Annotated in this window: 20 protein-coding genes; 9 read left to right on the forward strand and 11 right to left on the reverse strand. The window is 66.4% G+C overall.

From position 1 onward, the window contains the following. Positions 1-229 precede the first annotated feature (229 nt). On the reverse strand, positions 230-1,474 hold the full coding sequence (locus tag JI664_RS02725) for a sarcosine oxidase subunit beta family protein (protein WP_207012188.1): 1,245 nt from the start codon (positions 1,472-1,474) through the stop codon (positions 230-232). A 253-nt stretch (positions 1,475-1,727) separates the two neighbouring features. On the opposite strand from JI664_RS02725, the gene ccmI reads away from it, so the two are divergent. The 3 genes from ccmI to JI664_RS02740 all read left to right on the forward strand — a co-directional run bounded on the left by ccmI (position 1,728) and on the right by JI664_RS02740 (position 3,768). Beyond that, on the forward strand, positions 1,728-2,972 hold the full coding sequence (gene ccmI, locus JI664_RS02730; protein ID WP_207012189.1) for a c-type cytochrome biogenesis protein CcmI: 1,245 nt from the start codon (positions 1,728-1,730) through the stop codon (positions 2,970-2,972). Beyond that, positions 2,969-3,442: a Holliday junction resolvase RuvX gene (gene ruvX, locus JI664_RS02735; RefSeq protein WP_207012190.1), complete on the forward strand. Its 474-nt coding sequence runs from the start codon at positions 2,969-2,971 to the stop codon at positions 3,440-3,442. The genes ccmI and ruvX overlap by 4 nt, the downstream gene beginning before the upstream one ends. Before the next feature lie 71 nt (positions 3,443-3,513). Continuing rightward, positions 3,514-3,768, forward strand: coding sequence for a DUF1289 domain-containing protein (locus tag JI664_RS02740; protein ID WP_207012191.1), 255 nt, complete (start codon positions 3,514-3,516; stop codon positions 3,766-3,768). Positions 3,769-3,976: 208 nt separating this feature from the next. Here JI664_RS02740 and JI664_RS02745 read toward each other — a convergent pair whose 3' ends face one another. The 5 genes from JI664_RS02745 to argH are packed head-to-tail and all read right to left on the reverse strand — an operon-like array spanning position 3,977 to position 9,654. Then, on the reverse strand, positions 3,977-6,520 hold the full coding sequence (locus JI664_RS02745; protein ID WP_349768675.1) for a DUF4175 domain-containing protein: 2,544 nt from the start codon (positions 6,518-6,520) through the stop codon (positions 3,977-3,979). Then, positions 6,511-7,776: a diaminopimelate decarboxylase gene (gene lysA / locus JI664_RS02750; RefSeq protein ID WP_207012193.1), complete on the reverse strand. Its 1,266-nt coding sequence runs from the start codon at positions 7,774-7,776 to the stop codon at positions 6,511-6,513. Before lysA ends, JI664_RS02745 begins: the two co-directional genes overlap by 10 nt. Positions 7,777-7,813: 37 nt before the next feature. Continuing rightward, complete coding sequence (locus JI664_RS02755; RefSeq protein ID WP_207012194.1) at positions 7,814-8,125, reverse strand: DUF2834 domain-containing protein; 312 nt, start codon at positions 8,123-8,125, stop codon at positions 7,814-7,816. 9 nt (positions 8,126-8,134) lie between these two features. After that, positions 8,135-8,257 (reverse strand): hypothetical protein, encoded by a 123-nt coding sequence (locus JI664_RS23865; protein WP_286173793.1) that lies wholly within the window; start codon positions 8,255-8,257, stop codon positions 8,135-8,137. Continuing rightward, entirely contained in the window at positions 8,254-9,654 is a 1,401-nt protein-coding gene (gene argH, locus JI664_RS02760) for an argininosuccinate lyase (protein WP_207012195.1), read from the reverse strand. Before argH ends, JI664_RS23865 begins: the two co-directional genes overlap by 4 nt. A 143-nt stretch (positions 9,655-9,797) precedes the next feature. On the opposite strand from argH, the gene JI664_RS02765 reads away from it, so the two are divergent. The 5 genes from JI664_RS02765 (at position 9,798) to JI664_RS02785 (ending at position 14,738) form a co-directional block, all read left to right on the forward strand. Continuing rightward, entirely contained in the window at positions 9,798-10,643 is an 846-nt protein-coding gene (locus JI664_RS02765) for an EAL domain-containing protein (protein WP_207012196.1), read from the forward strand. 170 nt (positions 10,644-10,813) lie between these two features. Next, a complete protein-coding gene (locus JI664_RS02770; RefSeq protein ID WP_207012197.1) occupies positions 10,814-11,989 on the forward strand; it encodes an acetyl-CoA C-acetyltransferase in 1,176 nt (391 codons plus the stop codon). 65 nt (positions 11,990-12,054) lie between these two features. Then, complete coding sequence (locus JI664_RS02775) at positions 12,055-12,912, forward strand: patatin-like phospholipase family protein (protein ID WP_207012198.1); 858 nt, start codon at positions 12,055-12,057, stop codon at positions 12,910-12,912. A gap of 63 nt (positions 12,913-12,975) precedes the next feature. Beyond that, the gene (gene phbB / locus JI664_RS02780) at positions 12,976-13,698 is read left to right on the forward strand and encodes an acetoacetyl-CoA reductase (protein WP_207012199.1); all 723 of its coding nucleotides are present in this window, start codon (positions 12,976-12,978) and stop codon (positions 13,696-13,698) included. Positions 13,699-13,847: 149 nt separating this feature from the next. Further along, entirely contained in the window at positions 13,848-14,738 is an 891-nt protein-coding gene (locus tag JI664_RS02785) for a DMT family transporter (protein WP_207012200.1), read from the forward strand. Here the strand turns inward: JI664_RS02785 and JI664_RS02790 are convergent. The 3 genes from JI664_RS02790 to JI664_RS02800 all read right to left on the reverse strand — a co-directional run bounded on the left by JI664_RS02790 (position 14,716) and on the right by JI664_RS02800 (position 15,951). Beyond that, positions 14,716-14,883, reverse strand: coding sequence for a YdcH family protein (locus tag JI664_RS02790; RefSeq protein ID WP_207012201.1), 168 nt, complete (start codon positions 14,881-14,883; stop codon positions 14,716-14,718). The two genes, JI664_RS02785 and JI664_RS02790, sit on opposite strands and share 23 nt — an antisense overlap. Positions 14,884-15,008: 125 nt before the next feature. Further along, entirely contained in the window at positions 15,009-15,758 is a 750-nt protein-coding gene (locus JI664_RS02795; RefSeq protein WP_414707708.1) for a tRNA1(Val) (adenine(37)-N6)-methyltransferase, read from the reverse strand. Next, positions 15,748-15,951, reverse strand: coding sequence for a DUF2007 domain-containing protein (locus tag JI664_RS02800; protein ID WP_207012203.1), 204 nt, complete (start codon positions 15,949-15,951; stop codon positions 15,748-15,750). Before JI664_RS02800 ends, JI664_RS02795 begins: the two co-directional genes overlap by 11 nt. A 52-nt stretch (positions 15,952-16,003) precedes the next feature. Between JI664_RS02800 and JI664_RS02805 the strand changes: the two genes are divergently transcribed. Continuing rightward, positions 16,004-16,999 carry a polyprenyl synthetase family protein gene (locus tag JI664_RS02805; protein ID WP_207012204.1) on the forward strand — a complete coding sequence of 332 codons (996 nt, stop codon included), beginning with the start codon at positions 16,004-16,006 and terminating at the stop codon, positions 16,997-16,999. Here the strand turns inward: JI664_RS02805 and JI664_RS02810 are convergent. Beyond that, positions 16,992-17,861, reverse strand: coding sequence for a 4-(cytidine 5'-diphospho)-2-C-methyl-D-erythritol kinase (locus JI664_RS02810; RefSeq protein ID WP_207012205.1), 870 nt, complete (start codon positions 17,859-17,861; stop codon positions 16,992-16,994). The genes JI664_RS02805 and JI664_RS02810 overlap by 8 nt on opposite strands. Then, on the reverse strand, positions 17,861-19,573 hold the full coding sequence (locus tag JI664_RS02815) for a tetratricopeptide repeat protein (RefSeq protein ID WP_207012206.1): 1,713 nt from the start codon (positions 19,571-19,573) through the stop codon (positions 17,861-17,863). Before JI664_RS02815 ends, JI664_RS02810 begins: the two co-directional genes overlap by 1 nt. Positions 19,574-19,577 lie beyond the last annotated feature (4 nt).

The following is a 19,577-nucleotide window of genomic DNA, read 5'->3' on the forward strand; positions in this document are numbered from 1 at the left end:
CCTTTGCAAAATCGCGTTGCAGGGAGAACGACATCCGGGCTTATCGCGTTCCCGACCGGGGAACAGATTGGGCGGAAACCCGCGCGACGACGGGGCTGTACCGCCATCAGGCCTTTGTTTTCAAGGGTGGAAATCGACGCACCAGACCCGGCCACCGCGCGCAGCATGACAGGCCGGGCCGAAGCCCGGTCCGCATCGCGCAGAGCTGACGAGAGGCGCGCCCGGTTCATCAGTGCGCCACACCCGCCGCGACGCTTTCGTCGATGAAGCGGCCTTCGCGGAAACGGTACATGCTGAACGCATCGGCAAGCGGGCTTTCGCCCTTGGCCATCAGTTCGGCCATCGCCCAGCCCGAGCCGGGGATCGCCTTGAACCCGCCGGTGCCCCAGCCGCAATTGATGAAGGTATTGCCCAGCGGCGTCTTCGAGATGATGGGCGAGCGGTCGCCGGTCATGTCGACGATCCCGCCCCATTGCCGCAGCATCTTCAGCCGCGACAGCATCGGGAAGGTCTCGACCAGCGAGCGCACGGTTTCCTCGATATGCATCCACGAGCCGCGCTGCGTGTAGTTGTTGAAATGGTCCGCGCCGCCGCCGATGACCATCTCGCCCTTGTCCGATTGCGACAGGTAGCCGTGCACGGTGTTGGCCATCACGACCACATCCATGCAGGGTTTGATCGGCTCGGACACCATGGCCTGCAGCGCCACCGATTCGACCGGCAGCCGGAACCCGGCCAGCTCGGCCAGATGGCCCGAATGCCCTGCTACGACGATACCCAGCTTTTTGCAGCCGATCGTGCCCTTGGTTGTGGCAACCGCCGAAACCTCGCCGCCGACGCTTTCCACGCCGATCACTTCGCAGTTCTGGATGACATGCATGCCCATATCGGAACAGGCGCGCGCATAGCCCCAAGCGACGGCATCGTGACGCGCCGTGCCCCCGCGGGCCTGCCACAAAGCGCCCAGCACCGGATAGCGCGGCCCCTCGATATTCATGATCGGCACGAGGCGCTTCACCTCGGCCGGGCCGATGAAGCGGGTCTCGACGCCCTGCAGCTTGTTAGCCATCTCGGTCCGCTTGTAGCCGCGCACCTCATGCTCGGTCTGCGCCAGCATCATCACGCCGCGCGGCGAGAACATGACGTTATAGTTCAGGTCCTGGCTCATCGTCTCATAGAGCGAGCGGGCCTTTTCATAGATCGCCGCTGACGGATCCTGCAGATAGTTCGAGCGGATAATGGTGGTGTTGCGGCCGGTATTGCCGCCGCCCAGCCAGCCCTTCTCGATGATCGCGACATTGGTGATGCCGAAATTCTTGCCGAGATAATAGGCCGTGGCCAGCCCGTGCCCGCCCGCACCGACGATCACCACGTCGTAATGCGTCCGGGGTTCGGGCGAGGCCCAGGCTTTCGTCCAGCCGGTGTGCTGGCGCATCGCTTCGCGGGCGATGGCGAAGGCCGAATAACGTTTCATGAGCGCTCTCCCTCCTGGGCCGCGTATCCGTCAGGTCATGGATCGCCGCGACGCTTATGCCTTGGCTGCAAGCGGCACAATGGCGCCAAAACCGACATTCCCTCGGTCCTGTGCCAAACCGCCGCAGCGCGGCAGGGTTTTGCCGGCCTGCGCGACCCTGCCTGCGCCCTTTGTCGCGGCAACGTGACCCCGGTTTTGCTTTTTTCCTGCGCGCCAAGCAGATAGACCGGACAGCGCGAAACAGGGGGCGTGAATGTTGAATTGGTGGTTCCTCGGTCCAGCCATCGCGCTGACCCTTCTCATCCTGTCCGTGGTCGTGCTGGGATTGCAGCGCGGCGCACGGGTGCAGGCCTCGGAACCCGGCCAGCGGCGCGAGATGCGGATCTACCGCGATCAGCTCAAGGAAATCGAGCGCGACGCCGCACGCGGCCTGATCGCCCCCGACGAGGCCGAGCGCCTGCGTGCCGAAACCGCCAGACGCCTGCTTGATGCCGACCGTCGTGGCGCGTCTGAGCTGGGCGAATCGCCCCGGTCGATGAAGACGGTGGCGCTGGGGCTTGTGGTGCTGGTCGCGCTGGGCGCAGGCGCGCTCTACTGGCGCGAGGGCGCGCCGGGATACGAGGACATGCCGCTCGCCGACCGCTATGCGCTGGCCCAGCAGATGCGCGCGGACCGCCTGTCGCAGGATGCGCTGGAAACGGCATGGCAGAACGACCCCGAACGCCCCGAAACCGCGCCGGTCGAATCGCAATATCTCGACCTGATGGCGCAACTGCGTGCCGCCCTGACCGAGCGTCCCGACGACCCGCGCGGCCTGCGTCTGCTGGCGGTGAACGAAGGCAATATCGGGAATTACGCCGCGTCCGCCGATGCATGGATCCGGCTGATCGACCTGCAGGGCCCCGATACGCCCGTGGCCGATATGGATGCGCTGGCCGAAGCGATGATCATGGCAACCGGCGGCGTGGTCTCGCCCGAGGCCGAAGTGGTTCTCGAACGCATCCTGCAGCGCGATCCGCAGAACGGCACCGCACGCTATTACCTCGGGCTGATGTTCGCGCAGACCGGGCGGCCCGACCTGACCTTCCGGCTCTGGCGCGGCCTGCTTGAAGACAGCGCGGCGGATGATCCCTGGGTGCCCGCGATCCGCGGCACGATCGAGGAACTCGCCGATATCGCCGGCGTGCGCTACACCCTGCCGCCGCAGACGACCGGCGGTCGCGGCCCCTCTGCCGCCGATATCGACGCCGCCGCCGACATGACCGACGCGGAACGTCAGGACATGATCGGCGGCATGGTCGAAGGGCTGGCGCAGCGGCTCGCCAATCAGGGCGGCCCGGTCGAGGACTGGACGCGGCTCATCGGCGCGCTGGGGGTTCTGGGCCAGACCGACCGCGCCCGCGCGATCTGGTCCGAGGCCAGACTGGTCTTCGCCGACGACGCCGAAGCACTGGCGCAGATCGACGCCGCCGGTCAGGCGCAGGGATTCGGCGAATGAGCGTCCATGACAGCCCGGACGATTTCTTCGCCGCCCTCGCCCCGCAGGGCCCCATCGCCGCGCTCGATCTGGGCACCAAGACGATCGGTGTCGCGGTCTCGGATCTGCGCCGCACGGTGGCGACCCCGCTTGAGACGGTGAAGCGCAAGAAATTCACCCTCGACGCCGCGCGGCTGATCGAAATCGCCAAGGCGAAACAGCTCGCGGGCTTCGTGCTGGGCCTGCCGTTGAACATGGACGGGACCGAGGGGCCGCGCTGCCAGTCGACGCGGGCCTTCGCGCGCAACTTCTCGGCCCTGACCGACCTGCCCATCGGCTTCTGGGACGAACGCCTGTCCACCGTCGCCGCCGAGCGCGCGCTTCTCGAGTTCGACACGTCGCGCGCCAAGCGGGCGGCGGTGATCGACCATGTCGCGGCCGGCTTCATCTTGCAGGGGGTTCTGGACAGACTTGCCGTGATGCGTCGCTAACGGACTGTCACGGCGTTCCCTTCCCGCTAAATTCGGGCGCAGGAATCACTCTCACGAGCGGCGCGCCCCCGATGAAAGACTTTGTTCAGGACATTTCGACCGACAGGATCTGGATGCGCAAGGAAATCGACAGCCCCTGTGTGAAGACATGCGTGGTGCATCCGACCGAGCGGATTTGCGTGGGCTGCCTGCGCACGCTCGACGAAATCGCCCGCTGGTCGAAGATGAGCCCCGAGGAACGCGCCGAGATCACCGCCGCGCTGCCCGACCGCGCGCCGCGCCTGCGCACCCGCCGGGGCGGCCGCGCCGCTCGCCTGAAGGACTGATCAAAGGGACTGAGGCGACAGACCGGGGCCGAAGGACCGCGCGCGCGCTATAGCGGCGGCGCCCCATCTTTAATCCGCAAATATCCTCGGGGGGTGAGGCGCGGTAGCGCCGAGGGGGGCAGACAGCCCCCCTTTTTTCTGTCCGCTTTTCCCGCCCCGGCCCGACATCCGACCGGATCTGGCAACGGCGGTTGGGGAAACCGGGACCTCAATACGATTCGATCAGCCGGTCCAGATAATCCCGCTCGTCATCCGAGCGCTCGCGCTCTGCCAGCCGGCGGCGGATTTCGTCCATCAATTCGCGCGCGCGGGCACGCGGGTTTTCGCCCGGAAGGGTCGACCCCGTCTCACCCTGCTGGCCTTCCGAACCCAGCTCCCGGCCGAGCGGGTCGCGGCCGGTGCCCTGCCCTTCGACCATCTGGTCGCCGTCGCTGCCCTGCTGCTCGCGCCGGTCGGCGGTCTGGGCATCGCGGAATTCGCGCAGGCCCTCGCGCAGCGCGTCCAGCGCCTCGGCCTGGCGTTGCAGCGCACCGCGCATGTCGCCCTGCTCAAGCGCCTCGGCCGCGCGCTCCATCGCGCGGTTGGCCTCTTCCAGCGCGGTGAGCCCGTTCTCGCCCTCCGCCGTGCCATCGCCCGGCAGATCCTCGAGCTGCTGATCGCGCAGCCGCTCGCGCAGCGCGCGCTGACGCTCGGCGAGGTCTTGCAGCGCCTGTTCGGTATCCTTGCCGATCTCGCCCTGCTGGCCGTCTTCGCCGTTTGGCTCGCCCTCGCCCGATTGCTGCTGGCCGTCCTGACCGTTCTCGCCGAACTGTTCCTGCAATTGCTCGAACGTCTCGTCGGCAAGGCTCTGCTGGTCGCCCAGCGTATCGCCCAGCCCTTCCATCGCCTCGCCACCGGGCATCGATTCGCCGCCCTCGCCGCGCGTCATCTGAAGGTTGTCGAGCAGCGCGTTCAACTGCGCCATCAGCTCGGCGGCCTCGTCCATCCGGCCTTCTTCCATCAGCTCCTGAATGCGATCCATCATTTCCTGGATCTGGCTCTGGGTGACGGTCTGGTTCTCGCCGTCCTCGCCCATATCCCGCTGATCGCCCTGCTCGGGCTCGGCGTCGGGCATCTGCTCGGCCAGCATCTCCATGTAATCGCGCGTGGCTTCGCGCAGCTCGTCCATCAGGTCCTGAATCTCGGACGGATCGGCCCCGCGCTCCATCGCCTCGTCCAGACGGTCGCGGGCACGCTGCAGGCGTTCGCGGGCATTGGCCAGCTCGCCCTCTTCGATCAGCAACGCCAGATCCCACAGGTCCTGTGCCAGCTCGTCGCGCGCTTCGGGGGTGAAGCTGTCATCCTCGAGCCGGGTTTCGATGAAGGCCACGGCGCCACGGATCATCGACGGGGCGCCCCGGAACAGGAAGGCATTGTCCGAGCGGTACAGCATCGCGCGCATCAGCATGGCGGAGCGATGGGCGTTCTCGCGGCTCCAGAGAAGATCGCGCCGAATCTCGATCAGCGCCTGCGCCGAGGGTTCGAAAAAGCGCCGCCCGGGCAACAGCGTGGCCGAAGCCGGGCTTTCGCCGGTCTGGCCCGCAGCATCGGTCGCGCTGAGCACCACGCGCACGGGCATGTTGGCCCACGGGTGCAGCGACAGATCCTCGCGCAGGGTTTCCGTCACCGTGTCGCGCGCGCCCGACATCGGCATCGGCAGCGCCAGCCGCAGCGGGTCGCGGGGTTCGGGATCGACAGCAAGCCCGTAACGGCGGTCGAGCGCCGCCATGTCGAGGGTGATGATCGCCTCGCCCGTTTGGACGCCGTAATCGTCGGTCGCGGTAAAGGCCTGCTCGGCCACGCCGCCCCGCGCGCGGGTCATCGCGCCGTCGGCGGTAATCTGCGGCAGCGCATCGGCGGCGACGGCCACGTCCCAGGCGCGGCCATTGGGGCCGTCGATTTCGATCCGGCCCGCCCGGCGGGCGTCGAATTCCAGCGCCTGCCCGGATTCGTCCGACCGCACACCGTCATCAAGCGACTGCTCCAGCGTCAGCGCGCCGGGCGCGCCGTAAAAGCGCAAAACGACGCGGCTGCCCTGCGGCACCTCGAAGCTGTCACGCTCGATCTCGTTCAGATACAGGCCCGGCCGGTCGGTATAGCTGGGCGGCATGATCCAGCCCTCCCAGCTTGGCCCGATGGCCGCCCCGGCAGCCCCCGGCATTCCGGCAAGCGGCCCCTGCTGGCCGGGCACGGCAAACAGAAGCGCCATGGCGGCGGCGGTCAGCGCGACAAGGCGCAGGGCATAGGGGTCGCGGCGGGCGAGGTCCGGCTTGGGCCGGACGGCGCGGGCCCGGGCCGCGGCGGCGGCCATGCGCGCGCGGTGGGCCTGCCAGATCGCCGCCGAGGCGGGATCGCTTGCATTGATCGCCTGTTGGTCGGTCAGCGCCGCCAGAGGCCGGCCCGCCAGCGTGCGGTCGAGCCGGGCGACCGCCTCGGCCCGGCGGGGCCAGCGAAACCGCCACAGCCCCATCCCCAGCGAGATCACGATCGCCAGCGCGAAGCCGCCCGCGACCCAGAGCGCGGCATCGCCCGGCAGGTGTGTATGAAGATCGAAAGCCCAGAGCGTGGCGGCGATCAGCGCCAGCGATACCGGCAGCCACAACGCGCGCGCGACGCGTTCGGCCAGCATGGCGGCGCGCGTACCCCGAAGGGCACGCGCGGCCGGATGAAGGGGGTCCGTGGGGACCGGCGTGAATCGTTTCTCTACAGCCACGCCGGGATGCTATCGCGGGCGATCATCTCGTCATAGGTGGGGCGTTGCCGAATAACGGCGAAATGATCGCCCTGCACCAGAACCTCGGGGATCAGAAGGCGCGAATTGTACTCAGACGACATGACCGCACCGTAAGCCCCCGCCGAGCGGAACGCGATCAGGTCGCCCGCCGTCACGGGCGGCATCGCGCGCTGCTTGGCGAAGGTGTCGCCCGATTCGCAGATCGGCCCGACCAGATCGACAGGCGTCAGCGGCACGCCCGGCTCGGCCTCGGTCACCGGCAGGATATCGTGATGCGCGCCGTACATGGCCGGGCGGATCAGGTCGTTCATCGCCGCATCGACGATCAGGAATTCGCGCTCTTCGGACTGTTTGCGGTAGATCACTTGCGTGACCAGCATCCCTGCGTTGCCGGCGATCAGGCGGCCGGGTTCGATCTCGATCTCGCAGTCCAGATCGCCCAGCACCCGCTTGACCATCGCGCCGTAATCGGTGGGCAAAGGCGGCGCTTCGTTCGAGCGGGTATAGGGAATGCCCAGCCCGCCACCCAGATCCAGACGGCTGATCTGGTGCCCGTCGGCGCGCAGCGCGCGGGTCAGCTCGGCCATCTTGGTATAGGCCGCTTCGAACGGGGCCAGATCGGTCAGCTGGCTGCCGATATGCATATCGATGCCGACGACCTTGATGCCCGGCAGTTTCGCGGCCCGCGCATAGATCTCGCGGGCGCGGCTGATCGGCACGCCGAACTTGTCTTCCTTGCGCCCGGTCGAGATTTTCTCATGCGTCTTGGCGTCGACATCGGGATTGACGCGCAGGGTGATCGGCGCCTCGGCGCCCATCGCGGCGGCAACCCGCGACAGCGCTTCCAGCTCGGGCTCGCTTTCGACATTGAACTGCCGGATGCCGCCTTCGAGCGCCATGCGCATCTCGGCGGGCGTCTTGCCCACGCCCGAGAACACGATCCGTTCGCCCGGCACGCCCGCCGCCTTGGCGCGCAGGTATTCGCCGATGGACACCACGTCCATACCGGCCCCCAGATCGCCCAGCAGCTTCAGCACGGCGACGTTGGAATTGGCCTTGACCGCGTAGCAAACCAGCGACGGCATCGGCTCGAGCGCTTCCTTGAACAGCAGGAAGTGGCGCGACAGGGTCGCGGCGGAATAGCAATAAAACGGCGTTCCCACCGAAGCGGCAATGTCGGACATCGGCACGTCTTCGGCGTGCAACTGACCGTCCTTGTACAGAAAATGATCCACGATACGTCCCGGATAAGCGCCAAGCGCTGTCAGTTTTTCAAGAAGTCCCGCGCGGCGCGCGCAGGAAGAGGTAAAGCGGGAAACCGCAGCTTACGCCGATGCAGAAGGTCGCCGGAATCGCCAGCAGGCCCCACCAGCGCCCGGTGCGCGCGCATTCGACCAGCACCCAGATCGTCAGGGTGACGGCTGCGATTACCAGATCCCAGACCAGCCCGGACGACGCCGCGTTGGCGTGCCATGCCTCGACCATGCCCATGATCGAAAAGCCGTTCTCGCCGAACCAGTTCAGGAAATAGGCCATCGGGTGCACGGTGCCCCAGATCGCCAGCGCCAGCCATAAGAACCGCATGTTGTCTCCTTACGGCGCCGCGCGCCAGAATTCGTGCAGGTCGATACCGCCCTGCGCCTCCGGCGGATCCCCCGCGCCGCAACCGGCCAGCAGGGCCAGCCCCGTCAGCGCGATCCAGACCATGCGTGTCATCCCAGAATCTCCTTCCAGCGCGCGACCTGCGCGCGGACATTGTCCGGCGCCGTTCCGCCATAGGAGACACGAGAGCGCACCGAGTTGTCGACCCCCAGCACATCGTAAACCGCCTGCGTGATGCCCGGATGCTCGGATTGCATCTCGGCCAGCGTCAGGTCGGGCAGGTCGCAGCCCTTGCCCTCGGCCATGGCGACAAGCGAGCCGGTGACATGATGCGCGTCGCGGAACGGCAGGTTCAGCTCGCGCACGAGCCAGTCGGCAAGATCGGTCGCGGTCGAGAAGCCCGAGGACGCGGCGGCGGCCAGCGACTCGCGGTTGGCGTTCATGTCCTTGACCATCCCCTCCATCGCGGCAAGGCCCAGCATCAGGTTGTCGGCAGCGTCAAAGACCTGTTCCTTGTCTTCCTGCATGTCCTTGGAATAGGTCAGCGCCAGCCCCTTCATCACCGTGAACAAGGCCACCGTCGCGCCAAGGATGCGCGCCAGCTTGGCGCGGATCAGCTCGGCCGCGTCGGGGTTCTTCTTTTGCGGCATGATCGACGAGCCGGTGGTGAAGGCATCCGACAGATTGACGAAGCGGAACTGCGCCGAGGACCAGATCACCAGCTCTTCGGCAAAGCGCGACAGGTGCATCGCGCAGATCGACGCCGCGCCAAGGAATTCCAGCGCGAAATCGCGGTCCGACACGCTGTCGAGGCTGTTGGCCGTGGGCCGGTCGAAACCCAGCGCCTTGGCCGTTGCGTGCCGGTCGATCGGGAACGAGGTCCCGGCCAGCGCCGCCGCGCCCAGCGGGCTTTCGTTCATGCGCTTGCGGGCGTCCTCGAACCGCGATTTGTCGCGGCCCAGCATCTCGACATAGGCCAGCATGTGATGGCCCCATGTGACAGGCTGCGCGGTCTGCAGGTGGGTGAAGCCCGGCATGACCCAGTCGGCACCGGCTTCGGCCTGCGAAAGAAAGGCGCGCATCAGCTTCTCGATACCCTCGATCGCCGCGTCGGCCTGATCGCGCACCCACAGCCGGAAATCGACCGCCACCTGATCGTTACGCGACCGCGCCGTGTGCAGCCGCCCGGCGGGCTCGCCGATGATCTGCTTGAGCCGCGCTTCCACGTTCATATGGATGTCTTCGAGCGCCGTCGAATAGACGAAATCGCCCGCCTCGATTTCGGCCTTGACCTGCGCCAGCCCGGCGTCGATGGCCTTCTGGTCGGCCTCGGTGATGATGCCCTGCGCGGCCAGCATGGCAGCATGCGCGCGCGAGCCTGCAATGTCCTGAGCGTAGAGCCGCTTGTCGAAGCCGATCGAGGCATTGATCGCCTCCATGATCGCGTCCACGCCGCCGGCAAAGCGGCCGCCCCACATGCTGTTTGCCCCTGCTGACGTCGCGTCGGTCATCGCTCACCCCTGTGTTTGCGGCGCCGGTATACGCCCCGCGACCGGATGGCGCAATCGGGGCGAGAGAGGCGTTCGGACACGGGTTCACGGCGTATTAACGGCCAAGCGGCACGATCGGGAAAACGCTGTCAGGGAATCACCCAATGCCCCCGCTTCCGCCAGATCCGCCCGCCCGCCGCTTGCCCGAACACAGGCTCGACAGCCCGCTTTCGGTGGCCGACGACCTGCGCGAAAAGGAAACCATTGCCATGGTGCGCAAAGCGCTGGACGAAAAACGCGCGATGCTGGCCTTTCAACCCGTGGTACAGGCGCGCCTGACCAACCGCGCCGCGTTCTACGAAGCGTTCATCCGCATTCTGGACCCACAGGGCCGGGTGATCCCCGCGCGCGACTTCATGGGTGACGTGGAAACCCATGAACTGGGGCGCCGGATCGACTGTCTTGCGCTGGAAATGGGGCTTGCCGCGCTCAGGCAGGAACCGACGATCCGGCTCAGCGTCAACATGTCCGCGCGCTCCATCGGCTATCCGCAATGGCTGACCACGCTGGAACGCAACCTGCGCGCCGATCCCGGCATTGCCGAGCGGCTGATTTTGGAAATCACTGAAAGCTCGGCCATGGTGATGCCCGATCTGGTGACGGTGTTCATGGCCGACATGCAATCGCGCGGCATCTGCTTCGCGCTCGACGATTTCGGCGCGGGCTATACCGCATTCCGTTATCTCAAGGATTTCTACTTCGACATCATCAAGATCGACGGCCAGTTCATACGCGGCATCGCGCGCGATCCGGACAATCAGGTTCTGGCGCAGGCGCTGGTATCGATCGGGCGGCATTTCGACATGTTCACCGTCGCCGAATCGGTCGAAACGGCCGAGGATGCGCGCTACCTGATCGATATCGGTTTCGACTGCCTTCAGGGATATTTCTATGGCGTCCCCTCGACCGAAGCACCGTGGTTGACGTCGCGTCTGCCCAAACGGGCGTGACGCCGCAAAACGTCAGACGATGTCTGCGCAAACAGCGGGCGCTAACGGCGCCAAACCCGGCAAAACGCCTGCCGTTTCCGCACTGCGGCATTGATTTGAAAGGGTCCGGAGCGTAAACCTTCGCGCAGATGCGCGTCCCTTCGGACGCGCCAGACGCGAGAGGACTCCTAATGACCAACGTCGTGATCGTTTCCGCCGCACGCACCGCCGTGGGCTCTTTCAATGGCAGCTTTGCCAACACGCCGGCGCATGAACTCGGCGCTGCGGTGATCGAGGCCGTGGTCGCGCGCGCCGGCATCGACAAGTCGGAAGTGTCGGAAACGATCCTGGGTCAGGTTCTCACCGCCGGTCAGGGCCAGAATCCGGCGCGTCAGGCGGCAATCGCGGCGGGACTGGCCAAGGAAGCCTCGGCCTGGAGCCTCAATCAGGTCTGCGGCTCGGGCCTGCGCGCGGTCGCGCTGGGCGCACAGCATGTGCAGCTTGGCGATGCAGGCATCGTCATTGCCGGCGGGCAGGAAAACATGTCGCTCGCCCCCCACGTCGCGCACATGCGCGCGGGCTACAAGATGGGCGACGTCAAGTTCATCGACTCGATGATCAAGGACGGTCTGTGGGACGCTTTCAACGGCTATCACATGGGCCAGACCGCCGAGAACGTCGCCGAGCAATGGCAGATCTCGCGCGAGCAACAGGACGAATTCGCGGTCGCCAGCCAGAACAAGGCCGAAGCCGCCCAGAAAGCCGGCAAGTTCAAGGACGAGGTGATCCCCTTCACCATCAAGTCCCGCAAAGGCGAGACGGTGGTCGATGCCGACGAATACATCCGTCACGGCGCGACGATTGAAACGATGCAGAAACTGCGCCCGGCCTTCACCAAGGACGGCTCGGTCACGGCAGCCAACGCGTCGGGCATCAATGACGGCGCGGCGGCGGTTGTGCTGATGTCGGCCGAGGAAGCGGAAAAGCGCGGCCTGACCCCGCTTGCGCGCATCGCCTCGTACGCGACCGCCGGTCTCGACCCGTCGATCATGGGCGTAGGCCCGATCTTTGCCTCGCGCAAGGCGCTCGACAAGGCGGGCTGGAAGGCCGAGGACCTCGACCTCGTCGAAGCGAACGAGGCCTTCGCGGCGCAGGCCTGCGCGGTCAACAAGGATATGGGCTGGGACCCGTCGATCGTGAACGTGAACGGCGGCGCCATCGCCATCGGCCACCCGATCGGGGCCTCGGGCGCGCGGATCCTCAACACCCTGCTGTTCGAAATGCAGCGCCGCGGCTCGAAAAAGGGTCTGGCCACGCTGTGCATCGGCGGCGGCATGGGTGTCGCCATGTGCCTCGAACGTCCGTAACCTTCGGACCGTCACTCAATCCGGGGCGGCCCCTGCCGCCCCGCGACCGACCGGACCGAGCCGCCATGAGCCACCCTGCCCTGACCGATCCCGACCAGCTGGTCTTTTCCGGCGGCGGGCTGCGCTGCTTCTGGCAGGGCGGGTTCCTGACCCGGCTGGCACAGGACCGCGCCTTTCACCCGCGCCGGATCACGGGCGTCAGCGGTGGGGCCCTGGCCGGGGCGGCATGGCTTTCGGGCAATGCCCAACGTCTGCTTGAGGCGATGTGCGATGCGTTCGAACAGCGGGACAGCAATCTCGACCTGTTTAACGCCGATGCCGAGGGCATCACCCCGCATCAACGGCTTTATTCGCAGGTTGTGGCCGATGTCCTCGATGACACGGCGCAGGCCAAGGTGGCTGAAGGGCCGCGCTTTCAGATCCTGATCGCCCATCCGCCGAAGACCGGCCTGCCGACGCTGACCGGCACGGCCCTTGCCGCCGCCTATGAGGCCGAGCTGCACATGGTGAACGCGCCGCATTTCGGCTGGGCCGAAAAAATGGGCCTCAGCGCCCGGCTGATCGACGCGAACGAGGCCGCGCGCAACGGCCGGCTGGTCGATCTGGTCAGCGCCGCGGCGGTGATCCCGCCGGTTTTCGAGCCGCCGCTCTGGGACGGGGCGCGTGTCGTCGATGGCGGTATGGCCGATCAGGCGCCGCTGCCCGATCCCGATGAGGGCTGTACGGTGATCCTGCTCACCCGGCGCTACAAACGACTGCCGGAGGTGCCGAGCCGGGTCTACCTGCATCCCTCGGAAGAAACGCCCGCCGACAAGATCGATTTCACCGATCCGGGCAAATTGCGGCGAACATGGGAATTGGGCGCGCAAGACGCCGAGCGGCTCATGGCCGATGGCGAAAAGGCTGAAATAGTTGCGCAATAATCTTGCGTGAGAAATCCACTACAAGTAACAACGTTTCTAAGATAAGTTTAGAGGAGGAGTGAAATGGCACGAGTTGCATTGGTTACCGGGGGTTCGCGGGGCATCGGCGCGGCGATCTCGAAGGCGCTGAAAGACGCGGGCTGCACCGTCGCTGCAAGCTATGCGGGCAATGACGAAGCGGCGGCAAAATTCACCGAAGAAACCGGCATCAAGACCTATAAATGGAACGTCGCCGATTACGAGGCGTCGAAAACCGGGATCGCCGCGGTCGAGGCCGATCTGGGCCCGATCGACATCGTCGTCGCCAATGCCGGTATCACCAAGGACGCGCCGTTCCACAAGATGACGCCCGAGCAATGGAACGCGGTCATCGACACCAACCTTACCGGCGTGTTCAACACCGTGCACCCGATCTGGCCGGGCCTGCGCGAGCGTAAATTCGGCCGTGTCGTGGTCATCAGCTCGATCAACGGGCAGAAGGGCCAGTTCGGTCAGGTGAACTACGCCGCGACCAAGGCGGGTGATCTGGGTATCGTCAAGTCGCTGGCGCAGGAAGGCGCGCGTTTCGGCATCACCGCCAACGCCGTCTGCCCGGGCTATATCGCGACCGAAATGGTCATGGCCGTGCCCGAGAAGGTACGGGAATCGATCATCGCGGGCATCCCCGCCGGTCGTCTGGGCGAGCCCGAGGAAATCGCCCGCTGCGTGGCGTTCCTTGCCTCCGACGATGCGGGCTTCATCAACGGCTCGACGATCAGCGCCAACGGTGCGCAGTTCTTCGTCTGATCGCTGTCCCATGGCGGTACAGGGCGGGGCCGTTGCCCCGCCCTTTTGCATGACCCCAAGCGCCGGACAAAGAACGGCTTGTCCTTTCGCGCCGGTTGCGTTTCCTTGGCGCGCCGGCGCACGCGCCCGGTTCAACCAAGGCGAGAGACATGACGCGGGACAAGGCAACATGGGTGGGCTTTTCGGCGGTGGCGCTCTGGGCGCTGCTGGCGCTGTTCACGGTCGCGTCGGAACCCGTGCCCCCGTTCCTGCTGAACGCGCTGACCTTCGGGATCGGCGGCGCGGTGGGTCTGATCTGGATCGGCGCGACCGGCGGGTTGCGGCAATTGCGACAGGTGCCTCTGGGCGCCTATGCCTTCGGGACGCTGGGGCTGTTCGGCTATCATTTCCTGTATTTCACCGCCCTGCGCATGGCCCCCGCCGCCGAGGCGGGGTTGATCTGCTATCTCTGGCCGCTGTTCATCGTCGTTTTCTCAGGGCTTCTTCCCGGTGAAACGCTCCGGCCCGGTCACCTGATCGGCGCGCTGATGGCCTTTGCGGGGGCCGCACTGATCGTCGCGGGCGGATTGGGGGCCTTGTCAGGCGCGCTGGCGGGCTACGGCGTTGCCTTCGCGGCGGCGCTGACCTGGGCAACCTATTCGCTGGGCTCGCGGCGGTTGAAAGGCGTTCCGACGGCTGCTGTCGCGGTCAACTGCCTGCTGACCGCGTTGCTGTCGGTTGTGGCGCATATCGGTCTGGAAGCCACGATATGGCCCGTCGATGCGACGGGCTGGCTGGCCGTGATTGCGCTGGGACTCGGACCAGTCGGGCTGGCCTTTTACACATGGGACATCGGCGTGAAGGGCGGGGACATTCAGCTTTTGGGGACGGCGTCCTATGCAGCGCCCCTGTTGTCGACCCTCGCCCTTGTCGTTGCCGGTATGGCCAGGGCCAGCCTTTCGCTGGCCGTGGCTGCCTTGCTGATCACGGGCGGCGCCGTTCTGGCCGCACGCGCCGGATCGCGCCGTTCAGGCCGCCTTATTCGGCGGCGAGACGCGTAATCTCTTCCTTCAGGCGCAACTTCTGCTTCTTCATATGGGCGATGGTCATGTCATCGGAGCCCGGTGCACGTTGCGCGGCTTCGACCTGATCGGAAAGTACCTGGTGACGACGGCGCAATTCGTGAAGATGCGAAGTCAGCGACATGAGTATCCTCCTTATACGGGTGTCCGTATGGTCAAGTGCACCACATCTTCATGCTTTTGTCACACAAAACCCGAAGGCGATTTGTGGAAATTTGGTTTCACCAGCGAGAACAAGCCGAGCGGCCTTCAGTCCCAATCCAGCGCCGCTCCGCCCCGCAGGATCGCTCGCGCTTTGCGTGTAAAGTCGTCACCGTCGGCGACATGTGCCTCGCCTTCATGCATCACGAGGGGGGCCTGCATCACGAAAGCCGCCCGGCTGCCCTTTCGGGCTTGCAACACGATCCTTCCGGCGGATCGTTGTTGCCGCGCGGCGATCGGACGCACCCGGCAGGCGGCGCGCGTTCCAATGGCGATCAAGAGCTCAGGCAACCGCTCGGCCAGATGGATGATCGTCAGATAACCGCCGCTTTTCAGCCGCTTGAGACCGCAATCCACCCAATCGGCCAGCGGCGTTTCCTCGCGCAGCGCGGCATCGCGCCCGGCATCGCGGGCGGCGGGGCCAGTTGGGCGATAATAGGGCGGATTGGCCAGAACATGATCGAAAGGCAGACGCAGCTCAGCGGGAATCGACCGCAGGTCCCCGGTCGCGACGCAGGCCTCCAGACCATTCTCGGCCATGTTCCGCCGTGCCAGATCGGCGTAGAAGGGCTGCCGTTCAACCCCGGACAGCGACAGCCCCGCCACCCGCGACGCCAGCGCGATCAGCGCCGTTCCCGCGCCGCAGCCGAGTTCCAGCACCGACTGGCCAGGCTGTGCGGGCACGGCCGCCGCTAAAAGCAGTGGATCGGTCGCCGCGCGGTAGCCATCGCGCGGTTGCGCGATGGTGAAACGGCCATCCATATAGACGTCGCGGGTCAGCGTCGGGTCAGTCATCAACCGGCACGTTGTTGTCACGCAGGATTGCCTTTGCCATGAAGAGTTGTTCGTCGCGGACCAGCAGCCGCTGCGGCACGATGGACAACGCGCTCATATGGACGTCCACGGGAAACGCCTCTATACCTTCCGCCGCAAGAAGCGCCGTTGCGAAGGGGATGACCGTCGGGTCGGTCGTACGCAGCAGTTCTTTCATGAGATCACTAAACGGCAAGCCCTGGAGCTTGTCAAAGCAGAGGCAGCCGCCGATGAATGTCACCTCCGTCAGCCCGCTCGAAGCCCTGTCTCGAGTCCTGACCGATGACATGGATCAGGTGAACGCCCTGATTCGCACCCGCATGATGTCAGAGAACGCGCCGCGCATCCCCGAGGTGACCGCGCATCTGATCGAAGCGGGCGGCAAACGCATCCGCCCGATGCTGACGCTCGCCGCGGCGCGGCTATGCGGCTATCAGGGCGACGATCACGTCAAGCTGGCCGCGACGGTCGAGTTCATCCACACCGCGACGCTCTTGCATGACGATGTGGTCGATGAAAGCGGCCAGCGGCGCGGGCGTCCGACGGCGAACCTGCTTTGGGACAACAAATCAAGCGTGCTGGTGGGCGACTATCTGTTCGCCCGGGCGTTCCAGCTGATGGTCGAGCCCGGCAATCTCCGCGCCCTGTCGATCCTGTCGAACGCAGCCGCCGTGATCGCCGAGGGCGAGGTTCTGCAACTGACAGCGGCGCAGAACATCGCCACCACGGAAGACACCTACATGACGGTGATCCGTGGCAAGACAGCGGCCTTGTTCTCGGCGGCGACGCAGGTCGGACCGGTCATCACCGGCGCACCCGAAGAGCAGGTGCAAGCGATGTTCGATTACGGCGACGCGCTGGGGATCTGCTTTCAGATCGTCGACGATTATCTGGATTACGGCGGCGCCGGGAATGCGATCGGCAAGAACCTTGGCGACGATTTCCGCGAGCGCAAACTGACCATGCCGGTGATCCGCGCCATCGCCGCAGCCGATGACGAGGAGCGCGCGTTCTGGGACCGCACGATTGCGCGCGGCCAGCAGGAAGACGGCGATCTGGACACCGCGATGGCGCTGCTTGAGAAACACGGCGCGCTGGCCTCGACCCGTCAGGCGGCGCTGGACTGGGCCGCGCGAGCGCGCGGCGCGCTGGCGCCGATGCCCGGGCATCCGCTGAAAGCGATGCTGTCGGATCTGGCGGATTTCGTCGTGGAGCGCGTCAACTAGGCGACGGCAGGGTCCGGGTCGCCAGAACGAAAGCCGCCTGCCCATTCACGGCCGAGTTCAGGGCCAAGTTCAGGGCCGAAGCCGCGTCATCGCGGCTGGCCTGATCGCGGAAGATCCCGAAACAGGTCGCGCCTGATCCGGTCATGCGCGCCAGCGCGCAGCCGGGCTGGGCCTCGATCATATCCAGCAGATCACGGATCGCGGGCATCAGGCGGATCGCCGGATCTTGCAGATCGTTGCGCATCCCCCCAAGCCAGTCACAAAGCGCGGGCGCGTCCAACCCCTCAGGCAAGGCGTCGGGCATGGGCGGGTTCCGGCGCTCGGTCATGGCCTTGAAGACGGCGGGCGTCGACAGCCCCTGCCCCGGATTGACCAGAAGCAGCCACAAGGCCGGGATGCCCGCAAGCGGCACCACCTGCTCGCCCAGCCCCTGCATCCGCGAGGGCTGCGGCGCGGCCATGCAGACCGGCAGATCGGCGCCCAGCCGCATCAGCGCGTCGATACCGGGAAGGGGTTTCGCGTCCCGCTCGGCCAACAGCCGGATCGCGGCGGCGGCATCGGACGAACCGCCCCCCATCCCCGACGCCACCGGCAGCCATTTATCCAGCGTGAAGGCCGCGCCTTCGGCCCCCATCAACCGCGCGGCGCGCAGGATCAGGTTGTCAGGCTCGGGTGCCAGAGCCGCGGCCTGCGGGCCGTGAATATCCAGCGACAGGCCCGGCCCGGGACCGAGCGTCAGCCCGTCGCCGGCCTCGGCAAAGACCACCAGCGAATCCAGCAGGTGATAGCCGTCCTCGCGCTGGCCGGTGACGTGCAGCGTCAGGTTGATCTTGGCCGGGGCAACCCGGGTCGCGCCCGGCATCACTCGGCCGGATGCAGCGGCGGTTCTCCCGCCTCCTGACGCACCGCATCCAGCCCGAGGTCGAGCTTGCGGCGCACGCGGTCCTGATCGAGCTGGTCGGCAGGCGCGAAGGACAGCGCGCGGCGCCACTGGAAGCGGGCCTCTCGCTGACGGCCCACGGCCCAGTAGACATCGCCCAGATGGTCGTTGAGCACTGCGTCGGTGGGCTCCATCTCGACCGAACGCTCCATATGCGGCAGCGCTTCGTCATAGCGGCCCAGACGGAACAGCGCCCAGGCAAGACTGTCGAGGATATAGCCGCTGTCGGGATCGCCCGCGACGGCGCGCTCGATCATGTCGAGCGCCTCGTCCAGCTTCTCGCCGCGTTCGATCAGCGAATAGCCCAGATAGTTCAGCACCGTGGGCTGATCGGGCTCGACTTCGAGCGCGCGGCGGAAATCGGCCTCGGCGGCCTCCCAATTGTCGGCGCGCGAATAGGCCACCGCGCGCGAGAACCAGATCGGCCATTCCGGCGACAGACCCGCATCCTCCATCAGCGCGATGGCGCGGGAATAGGCCTCGGCGGCGGCGGCGAATTGCTCGTCGCGGCGCAGGAAATCGGCCAGCACGCTGCTGGCCGCATAGCTGTCGGGGTTCTCGTCGGCCATCGCGGTCAGATCGGCGATCGCCTCGTCCCGGCGGCCCAACGTTTCCAGCACCTGCGCCCGGCCCATCCGCGCGGCATTGCCCAGCACGTCGTCGTCGGGGATCGCATCATAGGCCTGAGCGGCCATATGCGGCTGTTCCATGTCTTCGAAGATCTGGCCGATCATCAGCTGCGATTCCGACAGCGCCGGATTCACCCAGACTGCCGCCTGCGCGTAGATCAGCGCCTCGACCGGGTTGCGGGCGTTTTCCATCGCCGTCGCCATGACCGAGAACACCTCGGCCATGCCCTGTGCCGGGGTTGCGATCACGTCGAAGGGCAGCGCACGGCCTTCGGTATAGGCGGCGCGCATCTGGTCGATGCGCGGATCGGTCCCGCCCAGAAACACCGTGTCGATCAGCGTCACGGCCTCGTCATAGCGCTCGTTGAGCGCCAGAAGCTGCGCGTAAGCCATATATCCGCGACGGTTCAGCGCACTGGCCACGCCGGTATCGGGGTTCTCGACGGCGGCAAGTGCGCCTTCGACATCGCCCACCAGCGCCAGCGACAGCGCGCGGCAATAGCCCGCGAAAGCCTCCATCCCCTCCATGCCGGAAATCTGGTCGAGCGTTTCCAGCGCTTCGGACATTCGCCCGGCCCCCAGATGCGCCCAGGCCTGTGCCAGCCCTTCGATCAGCGGGTGCATGTCGGCGTCGCTTTGCGTCAGCTCCAGCGCGCGGGTGTAGTCGGCCTCGACAAAGGCCTGCGCCAGCAGCACCAGCGAGGCGATGCGGTTCGACGGATCGAGCGCCAGCATATCGGTCGCGTTGCGCGTGGCCTGTTCGACCTCGCCCACCGTGAACGCGCTGATCACCAGCCCCTCAAGCGTCGACAAATCGTCGGGATTGAGGCTGTGAAGCCGCTCGAGATACGGCAGCGAGGCCGAGAAATCGTTCATGATCCCCGCCTGCCGCGCCGCCAGGAACGCACCGGCGGCCCCCTGCGCGCTGGCCATAGACGGCGCAAGCACGCCCGTGGTCGTCAGAACGGCCAGAAGGGCCGGGCGAAGAAAGGGGGGAAAAGGCAAGGGT

It is taken from the genome of Rhodobacter sp. NTK016B (assembly GCF_017303295.1).
In the GTDB taxonomy this organism is placed as follows: Bacteria; Pseudomonadota; Alphaproteobacteria; order Rhodobacterales; family Rhodobacteraceae; genus Pararhodobacter.

Excerpts from the sequence above, each read along its gene's own strand:
- JI664_RS02725 (WP_207012188.1), bottom strand. The coding sequence starts at position 1,474 with ATGAAACGTTATTCGGCCTTCGCCATCGCCCGCGAAGCGATGCGCCAG.
- ccmI (WP_207012189.1), top strand. The coding sequence starts at position 1,728 with ATGTTGAATTGGTGGTTCCTCGGTCCAGCCATCGCGCTGACCCTTCTC.
- ruvX (WP_207012190.1), top strand. The coding sequence starts at position 2,969 with ATGAGCGTCCATGACAGCCCGGACGATTTCTTCGCCGCCCTCGCCCCG.
- JI664_RS02740 (WP_207012191.1), top strand. The coding sequence starts at position 3,514 with ATGAAAGACTTTGTTCAGGACATTTCGACCGACAGGATCTGGATGCGC.
- JI664_RS02755 (WP_207012194.1), bottom strand. The coding sequence starts at position 8,125 with ATGCGGTTCTTATGGCTGGCGCTGGCGATCTGGGGCACCGTGCACCCG.
- JI664_RS23865 (WP_286173793.1), bottom strand. The coding sequence starts at position 8,257 with ATGACACGCATGGTCTGGATCGCGCTGACGGGGCTGGCCCTGCTGGCC.
- argH (WP_207012195.1), bottom strand. The coding sequence starts at position 9,654 with ATGACCGACGCGACGTCAGCAGGGGCAAACAGCATGTGGGGCGGCCGC.
- JI664_RS02765 (WP_207012196.1), top strand. The coding sequence starts at position 9,798 with ATGCCCCCGCTTCCGCCAGATCCGCCCGCCCGCCGCTTGCCCGAACAC.
- JI664_RS02770 (WP_207012197.1), top strand. The coding sequence starts at position 10,814 with ATGACCAACGTCGTGATCGTTTCCGCCGCACGCACCGCCGTGGGCTCT.
- JI664_RS02775 (WP_207012198.1), top strand. The coding sequence starts at position 12,055 with ATGAGCCACCCTGCCCTGACCGATCCCGACCAGCTGGTCTTTTCCGGC.
- phbB (WP_207012199.1), top strand. The coding sequence starts at position 12,976 with ATGGCACGAGTTGCATTGGTTACCGGGGGTTCGCGGGGCATCGGCGCG.
- JI664_RS02785 (WP_207012200.1), top strand. The coding sequence starts at position 13,848 with ATGACGCGGGACAAGGCAACATGGGTGGGCTTTTCGGCGGTGGCGCTC.
- JI664_RS02790 (WP_207012201.1), bottom strand. The coding sequence starts at position 14,883 with ATGTCGCTGACTTCGCATCTTCACGAATTGCGCCGTCGTCACCAGGTA.
- JI664_RS02800 (WP_207012203.1), bottom strand. The coding sequence starts at position 15,951 with ATGAAAGAACTGCTGCGTACGACCGACCCGACGGTCATCCCCTTCGCA.
- JI664_RS02805 (WP_207012204.1), top strand. The coding sequence starts at position 16,004 with ATGAATGTCACCTCCGTCAGCCCGCTCGAAGCCCTGTCTCGAGTCCTG.
- JI664_RS02810 (WP_207012205.1), bottom strand. The coding sequence starts at position 17,861 with ATGCCGGGCGCGACCCGGGTTGCCCCGGCCAAGATCAACCTGACGCTG.